Below are 15,073 nucleotides of genomic sequence, written 5' to 3'. Positions count from 1 at the left end.
GGTGCCGCCGAGGCCCGCGCAGCGGCGGCAGATGCCGGGGGCCTGTTGCTGACGTACCCCCGCAGAGCGCTCAGCGGGCGGCGGCGCGTTGGAGGGCGCTGGCGAGGAGGGCGAGGTCGGTGGGGCCGTTGCCGAGTTCGCGGACCGGGCGGCGGGCGGGTGGGGCGCCGAGCTGGAGGGGGTCTATCGCGACCACGGTGGGGCGCAGGGTGGCGGTCCGGGGGATGCGGCCGCTGATCCGGGCGGTCTGGAAGGCGGTGACGCCGCCGTCCGGGCGACGCAGGTAGCCGCGGCCGGGGGTGTCCTCGGGGAGGGCGGCCGCGTCGCCGAGGTGGATCAGCAGGTCGGAGTCGGCCGGGTCGTCGGTGCGCAGGGCGATCCGCAGCAGGGCGGACTCGTCGACCTCGGTGCCGGCGCTCTCCTCCGGACGGCCGGTGGCGACCGCGAGGTGGACGCCGAGCGGGCCGCCGCGCCGGGCGACGGCGGCGAGCGCGCGGGCCAGCGGGCGGCCGGCCGGGGAGGTGGGGGAGAGCAGGGCGTCGTAGTCGTCGACGACGACGATCAGCCGGGCCGGGACGGGCCCGGAGGGGGTGGTGGCCGGCCGGGGGCCGTCGGCACTGCGCGGCGGGATGATCCGGGGTACCGGCGTGGAGGAGGCGCCCACGGTGGCGGGCACCGGCACGGCGCTCGCGCCCTGCCCGTCCAGGCTGTGCCCGTCCAAGATCCTGGTGGCGTGCCAGGAGGCGAAGTCCAGCCCGTCGAACAACCGCTCCCGCAGGGCGAGTTCGTCCTCCAGTGCCTCGGCCGCGAGGAGTGCGGCGCGCGGGTCGGCGGCGGCGTTGACCCGGCCGGTGACGTGCGGCAGTTCGGTGCAGCCGTCCAGGCCGTCCTGGCCCTCGCCGGTGGCCCGGCCCTCGATGATGGTGACGGCGAGGCGCTCGGGCCGCTCCGAGACGGCGAGCGAGGCGACCAGGGTGCGCAGCAGCTCGGTCTTGCCGGAGCCGCCGGCGCCGCCGATCAGCAGGTGCGGGCCGCCCGGGTCGGGGGAGGGCAGGGTGAGCTCGGGGTCGGCCAGGTCGAGGGTGCACAGCTCGTCCCGGGTGGTGCCGAGCAGCCCGGTGGCGGCGCCGATGCCGCCCGCGTGGGCGTCCCAGCGGGCGGACAGCTTGGCCGGGGTGACGGTGTCGAGCTGGAGCAGGTCGAGCAGTCGCAGCGCGTCCGGCAGCGGGCCGCGGGACGCCGGGGCGGCTTCGCGCAGCGGGGCGAGGACGCGGGCCAGCCGCTCGGCCCAGGCGTCGGAGACGGCGTCCAGCGAGACCTCGTGCAGGGTCTCCCGGCCGCGGGCGACCGGGCGGTCCAGCGAGAGCTGGGTGCCGACCTCGCCGGTGATCAGGCCGGTGGCGCCGAGGCCGCGGGGGAGCAGTTCGGGCTGTTCGGCGAGGCAGATCGGGAAGATGCCGACCGCCGGGCCCTGGCGGAGCAGCAGGTCGAGGGCCTGCCGGGCGGTCTCGGTGGCCGGGCGGCCGTCCACCACGACCACGGTGGCGGGGTGGCCGCCGAGGCCGCTGGGGCCGCTGAGCCGGGCGGTGAGTTCGGTGAGCCGGGCGGTGGCCTGGTCGTCGTCGAGGCCGAGGAGCAGCCGGCAGTCCTGGCCGTCGAGGGGGCGCAGGTGGGGCAGCCACAGCGCCCAGGCCCAGGTGTCGACCCGCTCCTCGGCGCTGCGGACCGGGTCGGCGTCGACCACGACCAGGCTCAGCCCGGTCGGCGGGTGGAGCGCGGCGAGCTGGGCGACGACGGCGCGGGTGAGCGCGTCCAGGCGTTCGCGCGGCCCGCTGAGGCCGAGGCTGCCAGCGGTCTGGAGGTCGAGGGTGACGGGCACGGCGGGCAGCAGGGTGCCGGGCGTGGTGCCGGGGCCGCCGGGGCGGTCGGCGGTGCCCAGGCGCAGGGTGAGCGCGTCGGGGTGGCCGGGGCCGCGCTCCCACAGCCGCGGGCCGGGGGCGACGGCGTTGAGCAGCACGGTGGCGAGGTCGGGCCAGCGTTCGCGCTGGGCGGCGGCCTGGCGCAGCCGTACGGCGGCGTGGTGGCGTTCGGCGCTCTCCTGGCCGGGGGGTTCGGCGGCGCGGCCGGGCAGGAGGGAGAACAGTCCGCGGCCGCGGCCCGGGGCGGGCTCGGGGGCGGCGGGGGGTTCGATCACCGGCGGCGCGGGCCGGGCCGGACCGGGGGCGGCGAGCTGGAGGTGGCCGTTGCCGTCGGGCAGGGCGGCCCGGACGGAGGCTTGGTCGGCCGGTTCGACGACCTGGAGGGTGGACTCGCCGATCCGCAGCAGCGCGCCGTTCTCCAGCGGGACGGCGGCCTCGGGGGGCAGCGGCGGGACGATCCGGCCGTCCAGGGTGGTGCCGTTGGTGGAGCCGAGGTCGCGGACGGCGATCCGTCCGTCGTCGTCGAGGTGCAGGGCGAGGTGCAGCCGGGAGACGTCCGGGTCGTCGAGCGGGACGTCGGCCTCGCCGGAGCGGCCGACCCGGATCTCCCGGCCGTGCAGCCGGTGCACGCCGCCGGCGTCCGGGCCGCCGACCACCCGGAGCTCGGCGGCGGCGGGGGCGTCGTCGGGGTCGTCGGCGGTCGGGTCGGGCTCGTTGAGGCTGAGCACGGCGCCGTCGAGCAGTGGTGGATGGCCGAGCAGGGTGTGCTCGTCCACCCGGTGCGCCCCGGCGTACAGGTGCACGTGGGTGGCGGCCCGCGGTCCGCGCACGCCGACGGCGCCCGCGAGCGCGCCCGCGATGGCACCGAGCGCGGTGCCGACGGGTGCGGTGACCAGCACGTCCACGTAGGGGATGGCGGAGCCGGCGGCGGTCGGGCCGCTGCGCGGTCGGAGGACGGTCAGCCGGATCTGCATCTCGCCCGCGGGTCCCTTCTGCTGGTGTGATGCCTGGTACCGCTGCCCGGTGTCGTCGCGGACGCGCGGGGCGGTCTCGGCGACCCGTTGGGCCACACGAGTGGCGAGTGTCCATCCTGCCATCCGGCGTGGACAGTCCGCGCCCGGTACCGGATTTGACGATCTTGCGATCATCGCCATGGTGGAGGCGACGGTGGGTCAGGTCAACCGCCGCCCCGGTGGACCGGTGGCGGACCGGCGGCAGGCCCCGGCGGGCGCCTCCGGGCAGTCCCCTAGGGGATGTCCCCCAACCCCGCTCGGATGGCCTGCCGGGCACCTCAAAAACCAGTACGGACACCGTTAGAGTGGCCCGAACACGGGCCCGGCAGGCTCACCGCACACCTGCGGGGGAGCGCCCCGCGCGGGCGGCACGGCGAGGAGTGCGACAGGTGCGGCCAGTCGGCAGCAAGTATCTGCTTGAGGAGACCCTGGGGCGGGGGGCCACCGGGACGGTCTGGCGCGGCCTGGTCCGCGAGGACGTCCAGGTGCCGGGCAGCGAGCCCGGCCAGCAGGTGGCGATCAAGGTGCTGCGCGAGGAACTGGCGGCCGACCCGGACGTCGTGATGCGCTTCCTGCGTGAGCGCTCGCTGCTGCTGCGGCTGAACCACCCGAACATCGTCCGGGTCCGCGACCTGGTCGTCGAGGGCGAGCTGCTGGCCCTGGTGATGGACCTGGTGGAGGGCCCCGACCTGGCCCGCTACCTGCGCGCCAACGGCCCGTTCAGCCCGATCGCCGGATCCCTGCTGATGGCCCAGGTCGCGGACGCGCTGGCGGCCAGCCACGCGGACGGGATCGTCCACCGCGACCTCAAGCCGGCCAACGTGCTGCTCGCCTCCACCGTGGTGCAGGGCACCGAGCAGATGCACCCGATGCTGACCGACTTCGGCATCGCCCGGCTGGCCGACTCCCCGGGCGTCACCCGCACCCACGAGTTCGTCGGCACCCCCGCGTACGTCGCGCCGGAGTCCGCCGAGGGCCGCCCGCAGACCTCTGCGGTGGACGTCTACGGTGCCGGGATCATGCTGTACGAGCTGGTCACCGGCCGCCAGCCGTTCCAGGGCGACAGCGCCCTGGCCGTGCTCCAGGCCCACCTGGCGCAGGAGCCGCAGCGACCCAGCACCATGCCCGAGCCGCTCTGGACGGTGATCGAGCGCTGTCTGCGCAAGGACCCGGCCCACCGGCCGAGCGCCACCGCGCTGGCCCGCGCGCTGCGGGTGGTCGCGGCCGGGGTCGGGGTGCACGCCTCCCCGGCGGCGGTGGACGAGGCGCTCGCGGTCGGCACCCTGCTGCTGCCGGACCCGCAGCCGACCGCCGTCCCCGGCAGCGTGCCGGCCGCGCCAGGCGGCCCGTACGGCACCGAGGACCGCACCCAGGTGCTGCCGGCCCCGGGCGGCCCCCAGTACGACCCGGCCGCGTCGACCCGGGTGATGGGCACCCAGCCGCCGCCCGCGCCCCCGTACGGCGGCCAGGACCGCACCCAGGTGATGCCGCCCACCGCCGTGCCGCCGCCCCCGCCCGCCGGGCCGCCGGGGCCGCAGGAGGAGACGCCGCACCCGTGGCAGACCCAGCTGCGGGCGGCGCGCGACCGCAACCAGCAGACCCAGGTCGGCTACTTCGGGCCGGAGGACTTCGAGGACCCGCAGGTCGCCCCGGCGCCCTACCAGGCAGGCCCGGGCGGGCCGGGCGGCCAGGGCCACCGGTCGCAGCCGCCGGCCGGCTACCAGCCGGACCCGCGTCGGCCGGGGCCGCCGCCCGGCTACGCGCAGCGCCCGCCGGTCGCCCCTCCGCCCTACCAGGCCAATCAGGCCGATCAGCGGAACCAGGCGCCCCAGGGCGGCCGGGGCGGCGACCGCCCGCAGCCGCCCGGCGGCTACCGGCAGGCCCCGGGCGGGTACGGCCAGTCGCAGGGCGGCTACCCGCCGCCGCCCCCGCCCAGCCCGGTGCCGCGCCGGGCCGAGCCGCCCGCGCCGCAGTACCGGGAGCCCCGGCCGCCCCGGGAGGAGCCGCGCGAGCCGTCCCGCCGGGAGAGCGCGCCGCCGCGCGAGCGCCGTCCGCGCAGCCGCAACCGGATGTACATCCCGGGGCTGGGCTGCCTCAAGGGCTGTCTGATGGTGCTGCTGGTGCTGGCGGTGGCCGCGCTGGCGCTGTGGAACTTCACACCGCTGCCGCACTACTGGGACAACGTCGTGAGCTGGTACGACAGCGCGCGGTCCTGGGTGAGCAGCGTCTTCGGCAGTTCCGGCTCGTAGCGCGGCGCCGGGCGGCGGGGAGGCGCGGGCGGGCCGCCCCGGCGGCTGACCGGGGGTCCGGACCGGTCCTGGAAGCCAGGATTGACGCTTTGTCGACAATCCGCGAGATTTATCGCCCCGAGTCCCGCTCCACGGCCCCCAGGCGGCCCGCGCGGGGCGTCCGGGCGCGTAGGTTGGTCGCTGTTGTCCCGCCCCACCGAGCGCGCCCGGACCCCCGGAGCGCTCCCGCGCCGCCCACGGAGCAGCATTGGCACGCAAGATCGGCAGCCGGTACACCGTCCACCAGGTCATCGGCCGGGGTTCGGCCGGGACGGTCTGGCTCGGTGAGGGGCCCGACGGCCCGGTGGCGGTCAAGCTGCTGCGCGAGGACCTCGCCGCCGACCAGGTGCTGGTCGGCCGCTTCGTCCAGGAGCGCACCGCGCTGACCAGCCTCGACCACCCCCGGGTGGTCGGCGTGCGCGACATGGTCGTGGACGGCAGCGACCTCGCCCTGGTGATGGAACTGGTCCAGGGCACCGACCTGCGCTCCCGGCTGGAGCGGGACGGCGCCCTCCCGCCGCAGATCGCCGCCTCGGTCATCGCCGACGTCGCCGACGGCCTCGCGGCCGCGCACGCCGCCGGGATCGTCCACCGCGACGTCAAGCCGGAGAACGTGCTGCTCGACCTCGCCGCCGCCCCCGGCCCCGGCGGCGCCCCGCGCGCCAAGCTCACCGACTTCGGGGTGGCCCGCCTGGTCGACGCCCCGCGCCGCACCCGGGCCACCCGGATCATCGGCACCCCCGACTACCTTGCCCCCGAGATCATCGAGGGCCTGGAGCCGCGCGCCGCCGTCGACATCTACGCCCTCGCCACCGTGCTGTACGAGCTGCTGGCCGGCTCCACCCCGTTCGGCGGCGGCCACACCGGCGCGGTGCTGCGCCGGCACGTCACCGAGCAGGTGCCGCCGATCCCCGGCCTGCCGGACGGGCTGTGGCGGATCATCTCCGAGTGCCTGGCCAAGGCCCCCGCCTCCCGGCTGCGCGCCGCCGAGCTGGCCGCCCGGCTGCGCGAGCAGCTGCCCTCGCTGGCCGGCCTGCCGGTGCTGGCAGTGCCCACCCAGGGCCGCCCCCCGGCGGAGGAGCAGCTGACCCCGGGCGAAGCCGTCTACGCGGAGGTCGACGCCGGCCCGGGCGTCCACAAGCGCCGCCGCGGCCCGGCCGTCCCCCTGGTGCCCGGCGTCGCCCCGGACTCCACCCGGGACACCCACACCAGCCTGCGCCGCCCCTCGGCCGACGAACTGGCCGCGTACGCCGCCGAGTCCCGCGCCCAGCGCACCGCCCCGGGCCACCGCCGGGACCGCGCGGCCCTGCTGCGCCGCCGCCGGCTGCTGGCCGTCCTGCTGGCCACCGTCCTGCTGCTGGCGGGCGCCGCCGCGGCCTGGACGGCCTTCGCGGCCACCGAGCCGGGCGGCGGCCACCCGTCCCGTCCGGCCGTGCACGGGACCGCCCCGCGGGCGCCGTGACCCCGGGGGAACCGGGGGTGTCGTCATGACCACCCCCGGAACCATTACCCTGGGGGGCGTGGCAGCCGTCGATCCTTCCGAAGAGCTCAAGAACCTCGATACGACCATGGGGTCGATCGAGGCCGTCCTCGACCTGGACAAGATCCGGGCCGACATCGCGGTCCTGGAGGAGGAGGCAGCCGCCCCCACCCTGTGGGACGACGTCGCGAACGCGCAGAAGGTGACCAGCCGGCTCTCCTTCCTCCAGGGCGAACTGCGCCGCGTCGAGGGCCTGCGGGGCCGCATCGACGACCTGGGCGTGCTGTTCGAGCTGGCCGAGGCCGAGAACGACGCGGACACCCGTGCCGAGGCCGAGGTCGAGCTCGTCTCGCTGCAGAAGGCCGTCGAGGAGCTGGAGGTCCGCACCCTCCTCTCCGGCGAGTACGACGCCCGCGAGGCCCTGATCAACATCCGTGCCGAGGCCGGTGGCGTGGACGCCGCCGACTTCGCCGAGCAGCTGATGCGCATGTACCTGCGCTGGGCCGAGCGGCACGGGTACCCCACCGAGGTGTACGACACCTCGTACGCCGAAGAGGCCGGCATCAAGTCGGCGACCTTCACCGTGAAGGCGCCGTACGCCTACGGCACCCTCTCGGTCGAGCAGGGAACCCACCGCCTGGTCCGCATCTCGCCGTTCGACAACCAGGGCCGCCGGCAGACCTCGTTCGCCGGTGTCGAGGTGCTCCCGGTCGTCGAGCAGTCCGACCACGTCGACATCGACGAGGGCGAGCTGCGGGTGGACGTCTACCGCGCCTCCGGCCCCGGCGGCCAGGGCGTCAACACCACCGACTCGGCGGTGCGCATCACGCACCTCCCGACCGGCATCGTGGTGTCCTGCCAGAACGAGCGCTCGCAGATCCAGAACAAGGCGTCCGCGATGAACGTCCTCCAGGCCAAGCTGCTCGAGCGGCGCCGCCAGGAGGAGAAGGCCGCGATGGACGCGCTCAAGGACAGCGGAAGCTCCTGGGGCAACCAGATGCGCTCCTACGTCCTGCACCCGTACCAGATGGTCAAGGACGTCCGCACCGCGTACGAGGCGGGCAACCCGCAGGCCGTCCTGGACGGCGACATCGACGGCTTCATCGAGGCCGGCATCCGCTGGCGCAAGCAGCGCGAGACCAGCGCCGAGTAAGCACGTCGCCGAGTGGCACGCGCCGAGTAGGCACCCGGACAGACACCGAGAAGGCCCCCGACCGCAGCGGTCGGGGGCCTTCGTCGCACCTCGGGGTCTCAGCCCAGCGCCTGCCGCGCGATCAGCGCCACCGCGAGCAGCCCGGCCAGCAGGGCCAGCAGCATCACGGGGGAGAGCGTGGCGAACGGCCCCTGCTGCTCCTGCAGCCGGGCCCGGTTGGCGCGGCACACCGGGCAACGCCCGTCGCTGACGCGGCCGTTGCAGTTGGCGCACACCAGATGGTCGCACGTCATGCGATCTCCTCCTCGCTGCTACAGCCAACGCACCGGACGGGGCTTTGGTTCCCTCTTCCTACCTGTACGGGGGAGTCTGCCCTGTACGGGGGAGCGACCGGACACGGTCGCCACCTCCACTCTGCCAGGTTCTGGCGCTTCCGGCTCCCGGGCTGTGAGATGGCTCGCAATTATCGGGGCACAGCCGGACATTCTCCCCCAGATTCGGAGGTCCGTCCTGGGCTGTCCCTGCGAGCCGGTCGCCGGTTCGCGTATGGTCCCAGACCGGGAGCGGCCCTCCGCGCTCCCGTCGCCCGCTCCCGGGCCAGGCCGCCGGGGCGGATCGACCGAGGACTGGCGCCGCCTAGGATGGCCTCCGTGATGCAGCCGTGATCAGATTCGACAACGTCTCCAAGACCTATCCCAAGCAGAACCGTCCCGCCCTGGACAACGTCTCGCTGGAGATCGAGAAGGGTGAGTTCGTCTTCCTGGTCGGCTCGTCCGGCTCGGGCAAGTCCACCTTCCTGCGCCTGTGCCTGCGGGAGGAACGTCCCTCCACGGGCGCGGTGCACGTGCTGGGCAAGGACCTCGGCAAGCTGTCCAATTGGAAGGTTCCGCACATGCGGCGCCAGCTGGGCACCGTCTTCCAGGACTTCCGCCTGCTGCCGAACAAGACGGTCGCGCAGAACGTCGCCTTCGCGCTGGAGGTGATCGGCAAGCCGAAGAGCGCCATCGGCAAGGTGGTGCCCGAGGTGCTGGAACTGGTCGGCCTCGGCGGCAAGGAGGACCGCATGCCGGGCGAGCTGTCCGGTGGTGAGCAGCAGCGCGTCGCGATCGCCCGGGCGTTCGTGAACCGTCCGATGCTGCTCATCGCGGACGAGCCCACCGGTAACCTCGACCCGCAGAACTCGGTCGGCATCATGAAGCTGCTCGACCGGATCAACCGCACCGGCACGACGGTGCTGATGGCCACCCACGACCAGGCCATCGTCGACCAGATGCGCAAGCGAGTCATCGAACTCGACAAGGGGCTGCTCGTCCGCGACCAGGCTCGCGGCGTCTACGGATACCAGCACTGACCGACCAGCGCTGACCCCGTAGGGCCGTCGGCCCGGACCGCCCGACCGCGCAGTACCGACCCTGGAGTTGTTTCCCGCATGCGTGCCCAGTTCGTCCTGTCGGAGATCGGTGTGGGTCTCCGACGCAACCTGACCATGACCATCGCGGTCGTGGTCAGCGTCGCGCTCTCCCTCGCCCTCGCCGGTTCCTCGCTCCTGGTCCGCGACCAGGTGAACTCCATGAAGGGGTACTGGTACGACAAGGTCGAGGTGAGCATCTACTTCTGCACCAAGGCGGATGCCCGCAACTCGCCGCAGTGCGACAAGGGTGCGGCCACCGACCAGCAGGTCCAGGACATCAAGGACCAGCTGGACAAGATGAGTTCGGTGGTCCAGACCTCCACGTACGAGAGCTCCGCGGAGGCGTACAAGCACTGGAAGGACATGAACCCGGACAACCCGCTCATCTCCGTCCTGGGCCCTGACGCCATGCCGCAGTCCTGGCGGGTGAAGCTCAACGACCCGACCAAGTACGACGTCATCCAGAGCGCCTTCGCGGGCAAGCCCGGCGTCAAGTCGGTCGAGGACCAGCGGAAGATCCTAGAGAACCTGTTCGGCCTGCTCAACGGCCTGCAGACGGCGGCGTTCGTGATCATGGTGTTGATGCTCTTCGTCGCGTTGCTGCTGATCGTCAACACTGTCCGGGTGTCGGCGTACAGCAGGCGGCGCGAAACCGGCATCATGCGCCTGGTCGGTGCCTCGAACTTCTACGTCCAGATGCCGTTCATCGCCGAGGCCGCGTTCTCCGCGCTGCTCGGTGCGGCGCTGGCCTCCGGTCTCCTGATCGGCGGACACTTCTTCGTCCAGAACTGGCTGGCCGACCGGGTGCAGTTCATCCACTTCATCGGCCTCGGCTCGGTGCTGGCGGTGATCCCGCTGCTGGTCGTGGTCGGTATGGGCATGGCCGGTGTCGCGGCGTTCTTCACGCTGCGCAAGTACCTCAAGGTCTGATCCCCGCAGGTTCCTTCGGCCCCGTACGGCACTGCGCCGTACGGGGCCGTCGCCGTTCCGCGCTCCGCCGTTCCGGCCCGTCGCGCGCGGCGCGGTGTCTACACTCCGGTGCCATGCTGCAAACTCCGTGCGGGGCGCGTCAGGTGGCCGCCCTCGGCCTGGTGTTCGGCGCCGTGCTGCTGGTCGGCGCCGCGACCGGCGCCTGGGGCGACCCGGGCGGCCCGCCGCGCCGCACCTCCGCCGACCACGGCCCGGTCGCCGCCGGGCCGCCGGCGGACCCGGCCGGCGCCGCGCTGTCCGAGCAGCAGGCCGAGCACCTGCTCGCGGCCGGCGGCGACCGCTGGGGCGCGTACTACAGCGCCCAGGAGTACGCCGAGTTCAGTCAGGGCCTGGACGGCCGCTACCCCGGCGTCGGGCTGTCGGTCGGCCGGGGCGAGGACGGCGTCACCGAGGTCTCCCAGGTCACCCCGGCCGGGCCCGCCGCCGAGGCCGGGATCGCCCCCGGCGACCGGCTGCTGCGGATCGACCGGGACCAGGCCGACCGGCTGCCGGTCACCGAGGTGGTGGCACGGCTGCGCGGCCAGGGCGACGAGCGCCGGGCCGGCTCCGAGGTCACCCTGGCCGTGCGGCGCGGCGACGGCGAGGTGCGCGAACTGCGGCTGCGGCGGGTGCTGCTGGACAGCCGGCAGGTCACCGCCGAGCACCTGGAGCGGGGCGTGCTGCGGATCACCGTCCGGGCCTTCACCAGCGGCGTGGCCGACCAGGTGCGCGCCGCGCTGCGCACCCCGCACAGCGGCGTGGTGCTCGATCTGCGCGGCAACTCCGGCGGGTTGCTGGACGAGGCGGTCGGCACCGCCGGGAGCTTCCTGGACGGCGGCGCCGTCGGCTCGTACCAGGAGCGCGGCGAGAAGCGGGAGTTGACCGCGCCGCCGGGCGGCGACCGGCGCACCCCGCTGGTGGTGCTGGTGGACGGCGGCACGATGAGCGCCGCCGAACTGCTCGCCGGGGCCCTCCAGGACCGCAGCCGGGCCGTCGTGGTGGGTTCGCGGACCTTCGGCAAGGGCACCGTCCAGCAGCCCAGCAGGCTCGCCGACGGCGCGGTGCTGGAGCTGACCGTCGGCCGCTACTACACCCCCGCCGGGCGCTCCCTGGACGGCACCGGCCTGACCCCGGACGTCCCGGCCGGCGCCGGCGAGGACGCCGACGCGCTCGCCCTGAGGGTCCTCGCCGGCCTCGGCACCCAGTCCTGACCCGCCCGCCCGCGCCTAAAGCAGCTGCCCGACCGGGCCTCGAAGTGCGAGAATGGCCGCGCTATGGCAAAGGAAACCGGACACAAGCTGATCGCGCAGAACAAGAAGGCGCGGCACGAGTACACGATCCTCGACACCTACGAGTGCGGCCTCGTACTCACCGGCACCGAGGTCAAGTCACTGCGGGAGGGGCGGGCCAACCTGGTCGACGGCTACGCCTACATCCAGAACCACGAGGCGTGGATCGACAACGTCTTCATCCCCGAGTACACCCAGGGGACGTGGACCAACCACGCGGCCCGGCGCAAGCGCAAGCTGCTGCTGCACCGGCTGGAGATCCGCAAGATCGAGACCACGGTCCGCGACGCGGGCCACACCCTGGTCCCGCTGTCCCTGTACTTCAAGGACGGCCGGGTCAAGCTCGAACTCGCACTGGCCGTCGGCAAGAAGCTGTACGACAAGCGCCAGACGCTGCGGGAGAAGCAGGACACCCGCGAGACGGCCCGCGCGGTGGCGGCGGCCCGGCGGCGCCAGCGTTAATCCGCTGGACCCTCACCCGTCGCCTCGCGTACTATGGCGCAAGCAACACGGACGGTCATCGTCCGAGCTGTTTCTCAAAAAAACATGGGGATGATCGGTTTCGACAGGGGATGTTGAAACAGGGGAAGCGAGCCGAGGAACGCGGCAATGATCTCGTTAACCACGTGTCGCAAAAAAATAATCGCCAACTCTAAGCGCGATTCCCAGCAGTTCGCTCTCGCTGCCTAATAAGCACCGATAGCGCTTGGGTGTCAGACCGGGGAGTTCCCGACCCGGACCCTGGCATAATCTAGGGAACTCAACCGTCCGCCCGGGCTGCGAGGGTGGATGGGAAATCAAACAGCAGCTGGGCCTGTTGGCGGCTTGTCCGTGTGACCGCCAGGGCCGAGAAAAGCACAGCGGACTGCGCTCGGAGAAGCCCTGAATTAACTCCACTGGACCCGGGTTCGATTCCCGGCATCTCCACCACCCCATGTTCACACCGAAGGCCGTCCACCGCTGATGCGGAGGGCGGCCTTCGATTTTGTACGTTCCGGAGCAGCGCGTGCGGGGGGTCGCGGCGTAGGATCATCCGTCCGCTCGTTTTCCGGAGCCGGATTCCGTCGCAACCACCGAGGCCATGCAGAGCAACACGGACACCACCCCCGCCACCGATCACGAGACCGTCCGCGAGCGCGAGATCGCCGGTGAGCAGCAGCACCTCGACACCGTCTACCACCGGCTGGAGGAGAAGCTCGCCGAGGCCGAGTACATCCTCGAGGACGCCGCCAAGCGGGTCCAGGTCGGCACCCCCGGCGCCCTCGCCGAGCGCGACGCCCAGGTCTACCGGGCCGGCGCGCACCTCCAGCGGCTCAACAACGAGTTCGAGGACTTCCTCTTCGGCCGGATCGACCTCCAGCAGGCCGACGCCCCGGAGGAACACGGCATCCCGTCGAACACCCCGCTCGACCCGGCCGACCCGGCCGTCGCCGAGACCCTCCACATCGGCCGGCTGGGCGTGCTGGACGCCGAGTACGGCCCGCTGGTGATCGACTGGCGGGCCCCCGCGGCCGCGCCGTTCTACCGCGCCACCCCGGTGGAGCCCGGCCGGGTCATCCGCCGCCGGGTGATCCGCTCCAAGGGCCGCAAGGTGATCGGCGTCGAGGACGACCTGCTGCGCCCCGACCTCACCCCGACCCTGGGCGGCGAGGAACTGGCCGTGGTCGGCGACGGCGCGCTGATGGCCTCGCTCGGCCGCGCCCGCAGCCACTCCATGCGGGACATCGTCTCCTCGATCCAGAAGGAGCAGGACGAGGTGATCCGGGCCGCCGCGGCCGGGGCCACCCTCGTCACCGGCGGCCCCGGCACCGGCAAGACCGCCGTCGCCCTGCACCGTGCCGCGTACCTGCTCTACCAGGACCGCCGCCGCTACGCCGGGGGCATCCTGGTGGTCTCGCCCACCGCGCTGCTGGTCTCCTACACCGAGGGCGTCCTGCCCTCGCTCGGCGAGGAGGGCCAGGTCGCGATCCGCGCCGTCGGCTCGCTGGTGGACGGCATCGAGGCGGGCGCCTACGACAGCCCGGAGGCGGCCCGGATCAAGGGCTCGGCCCGGATGGTCCAGCTGCTGCGCAGGGCCGCCCGGGCGGCCCTGGAGCTGGGCGCCCCGCAGGAGCTCAAGGTGGTCGCCCGAGGCGAGGTGCTGAAGCTCGACGCGGGCCGGCTGAGGGCCGTCCGCGGCAACGTGGTGGGCTCCGGCGGCACCCCGCTGAACCTGCTGCGCCCGCGCGCCCGCCGACTGCTGCTGGACGCCCTGTGGCAGGAGGCCACCCGGCACCTGCCCAAGCCGGCCGACCACTACGCCCGGGAACAGCGCCAGGAGGAGAAGGAGTCCTTCGACGACTACGTCTCGGACGAGTCGTCGTTCCTGGACTTCCTGGACGCCTGGTGGCCGCCGCTGAGCCCGCGCCGGGTGCTCGGCACGCTCAAGCAGACCCGGCACACCAACCGGATCGCCCGCCGCGCCGTCACCCCGGACGAGGCCAGGGTGCTGGCCGCCTCCTGGCGGCACCTGTCCCCGCAGGGCGAGGGCGCGCTGTCGGCGCACGACGTGGCGCTGGTGGACGAGCTGCAGGTGCTGCTCGGCGAGCCGGCCCGCCCGAAGGTCCGCGAGGTGGACGCGGTGGACCTGCTGAGCGGTCTGGAGGAGGTCACCACCTTCGCCGACCGCAACTCCCGCCAGCGGGAGCGCCAGCCGGTGGAGCGCAAGGAGTACGCCCACGTCATCGTGGACGAGGCCCAGGACCTCACCCCGATGCAGTGGCGGATGATCGGCCGGCGCTCCCGGATGGCCACCTGGACCATCGTCGGCGACCCGGCGCAGTCCTCCTGGCCGTTCCCGCAGGAGGCCCAGGCCGCGCTGGACGAGGTGCTGGCCGGCAAGCCGCGCCGCCGCTTCACGCTGACCGTCAACTACCGCAACCCGGCCGAGATCGCCGAGGTCGCCGCCAAGGTGCTGGCCCTGGCCGCCCCGGGCACGCCCTCGCCGAGCGCGGTGCGTCACGTCGGCGTGGAGCCGCGCTTCGCGGCCGTCACCGACCCCGCGCCGGAGGCCTTCGGCCGGGCCGCCCGGGTGGAGCTGGAGCGGCTGCTGGGCGAGGTGGACGGCACCGTGGCGATCGTGGTGCCGATGGACCGCCGGGCCGAGGCGGCCGGCTGGGCCGAGGGCCTGGACGGGCGCGTGGTGGTGCTGGGCAGCCTGGAGGCCAAGGGCCTGGAGTACGACGCGACGGTGGTCGCCGACCCGACCGGCATCGCCGGCGAGTCGGAGGCCGGCCTGCGGGTGCTGTACGTGGCGCTGACCCGGGCGACGCAGCGGCTGACCGTGCTGTCCGGTCCTGACGACCTGCCGGATGCGGCCGGCGTGCCCGCGCTGCTGCACGGCTGACCCGCCCACGACGAAGGCCCCTCACCGGTGGTGAGGGGCCTTCGGACGTTTAGAACACCGACCCGCCATGCTCGCCTCGCGGCAAGTGGTCCCTCTAAGGGACGAAGGTTGGGCCCGGGGGCTTGGATCGAGCCGGTGTCCCGTCCAATGTAACGCATCGGCCGGG

The 15,073-nt window shown here is 73.9% G+C and carries 10 protein-coding genes and 1 other RNA gene; 9 read left to right on the top strand and 2 right to left on the bottom strand.

What is annotated here, in order from left to right:
- Positions 1 to 70: 70 nt before the first annotated feature.
- Positions 71 to 3,016, bottom strand: coding sequence for an FtsK/SpoIIIE domain-containing protein (locus ACZ7BZ_RS24240; RefSeq protein WP_470360112.1), 2,946 nt, complete (start codon positions 3,014 to 3,016; stop codon positions 71 to 73).
- A gap of 305 nt (positions 3,017 to 3,321) precedes the next feature.
- On the opposite strand from ACZ7BZ_RS24240, the gene ACZ7BZ_RS24235 reads away from it, so the two are divergent.
- The 3 genes from ACZ7BZ_RS24235 (at position 3,322) to prfB (ending at position 7,853) form a co-directional block, all read left to right on the top strand.
- Entirely contained in the window at positions 3,322 to 5,181 is a 1,860-nt protein-coding gene (locus ACZ7BZ_RS24235; RefSeq protein ID WP_470360111.1) for a serine/threonine-protein kinase, read from the top strand.
- 247 nt (positions 5,182 to 5,428) lie between these two features.
- Positions 5,429 to 6,682 (top strand): serine/threonine-protein kinase, encoded by a 1,254-nt coding sequence (locus ACZ7BZ_RS24230; protein WP_465745647.1) that lies wholly within the window; start codon positions 5,429 to 5,431, stop codon positions 6,680 to 6,682.
- A 58-nt stretch (positions 6,683 to 6,740) separates the two neighbouring features.
- Complete coding sequence (gene prfB / locus ACZ7BZ_RS24225; protein ID WP_380453669.1) at positions 6,741 to 7,853, top strand: peptide chain release factor 2; 1,113 nt, start codon at positions 6,741 to 6,743, stop codon at positions 7,851 to 7,853.
- 98 nt (positions 7,854 to 7,951) lie between these two features.
- Here prfB and ACZ7BZ_RS24220 read toward each other — a convergent pair whose 3' ends face one another.
- The gene (locus ACZ7BZ_RS24220; protein WP_470360110.1) at positions 7,952 to 8,146 is read right to left on the bottom strand and encodes a hypothetical protein; all 195 of its coding nucleotides are present in this window, start codon (positions 8,144 to 8,146) and stop codon (positions 7,952 to 7,954) included.
- A 368-nt stretch (positions 8,147 to 8,514) separates the two neighbouring features.
- On the opposite strand from ACZ7BZ_RS24220, the gene ftsE reads away from it, so the two are divergent.
- The 6 genes from ftsE (at position 8,515) to ACZ7BZ_RS24190 (ending at position 14,907) form a co-directional block, all read left to right on the top strand.
- On the top strand, positions 8,515 to 9,204 hold the full coding sequence (ftsE, locus tag ACZ7BZ_RS24215; protein ID WP_188307673.1) for a cell division ATP-binding protein FtsE: 690 nt from the start codon (positions 8,515 to 8,517) through the stop codon (positions 9,202 to 9,204).
- A 78-nt stretch (positions 9,205 to 9,282) separates the two neighbouring features.
- Positions 9,283 to 10,194: a permease-like cell division protein FtsX gene (gene ftsX, locus ACZ7BZ_RS24210; RefSeq protein ID WP_380453673.1), complete on the top strand. Its 912-nt coding sequence runs from the start codon at positions 9,283 to 9,285 to the stop codon at positions 10,192 to 10,194.
- A gap of 113 nt (positions 10,195 to 10,307) precedes the next feature.
- On the top strand, positions 10,308 to 11,444 hold the full coding sequence (locus ACZ7BZ_RS24205) for a S41 family peptidase (protein ID WP_470360109.1): 1,137 nt from the start codon (positions 10,308 to 10,310) through the stop codon (positions 11,442 to 11,444).
- A 63-nt stretch (positions 11,445 to 11,507) separates the two neighbouring features.
- Positions 11,508 to 11,984, top strand: a complete 477-nt coding sequence (gene smpB, locus ACZ7BZ_RS24200) for an SsrA-binding protein SmpB (protein WP_188304143.1) — start codon at positions 11,508 to 11,510, stop codon at positions 11,982 to 11,984.
- 86 nt (positions 11,985 to 12,070) lie between these two features.
- Positions 12,071 to 12,452, top strand: a transfer-messenger RNA (tmRNA) gene (gene ssrA / locus ACZ7BZ_RS24195).
- A gap of 151 nt (positions 12,453 to 12,603) precedes the next feature.
- Complete coding sequence (locus ACZ7BZ_RS24190) at positions 12,604 to 14,907, top strand: HelD family protein (RefSeq protein WP_470360108.1); 2,304 nt, start codon at positions 12,604 to 12,606, stop codon at positions 14,905 to 14,907.
- The last annotated feature ends 166 nt before the right edge of the window (positions 14,908 to 15,073 follow it).

It is taken from the genome of Kitasatospora sp. NPDC036934 (assembly GCF_055608425.1).
This window is presented reverse-complemented; position numbering and strand designations above follow the sequence as displayed.

What these genes read in the sequence shown, in the direction of transcription:
- ACZ7BZ_RS24205 (WP_470360109.1), top strand. Translation starts at nt 10,308, where the DNA reads ATGCTGCAAACTCCGTGCGGGGCGCGTCAGGTGGCCGCCCTCGGCCTG.
- ftsX (WP_380453673.1), top strand. Translation starts at nt 9,283, where the DNA reads ATGCGTGCCCAGTTCGTCCTGTCGGAGATCGGTGTGGGTCTCCGACGC.
- ACZ7BZ_RS24190 (WP_470360108.1), top strand. Translation starts at nt 12,604, where the DNA reads ATGCAGAGCAACACGGACACCACCCCCGCCACCGATCACGAGACCGTC.
- ACZ7BZ_RS24220 (WP_470360110.1), bottom strand. Translation starts at nt 8,146, where the DNA reads ATGACGTGCGACCATCTGGTGTGCGCCAACTGCAACGGCCGCGTCAGC.
- smpB (WP_188304143.1), top strand. Translation starts at nt 11,508, where the DNA reads ATGGCAAAGGAAACCGGACACAAGCTGATCGCGCAGAACAAGAAGGCG.
- ACZ7BZ_RS24240 (WP_470360112.1), bottom strand. Translation starts at nt 3,016, where the DNA reads ATGGCAGGATGGACACTCGCCACTCGTGTGGCCCAACGGGTCGCCGAG.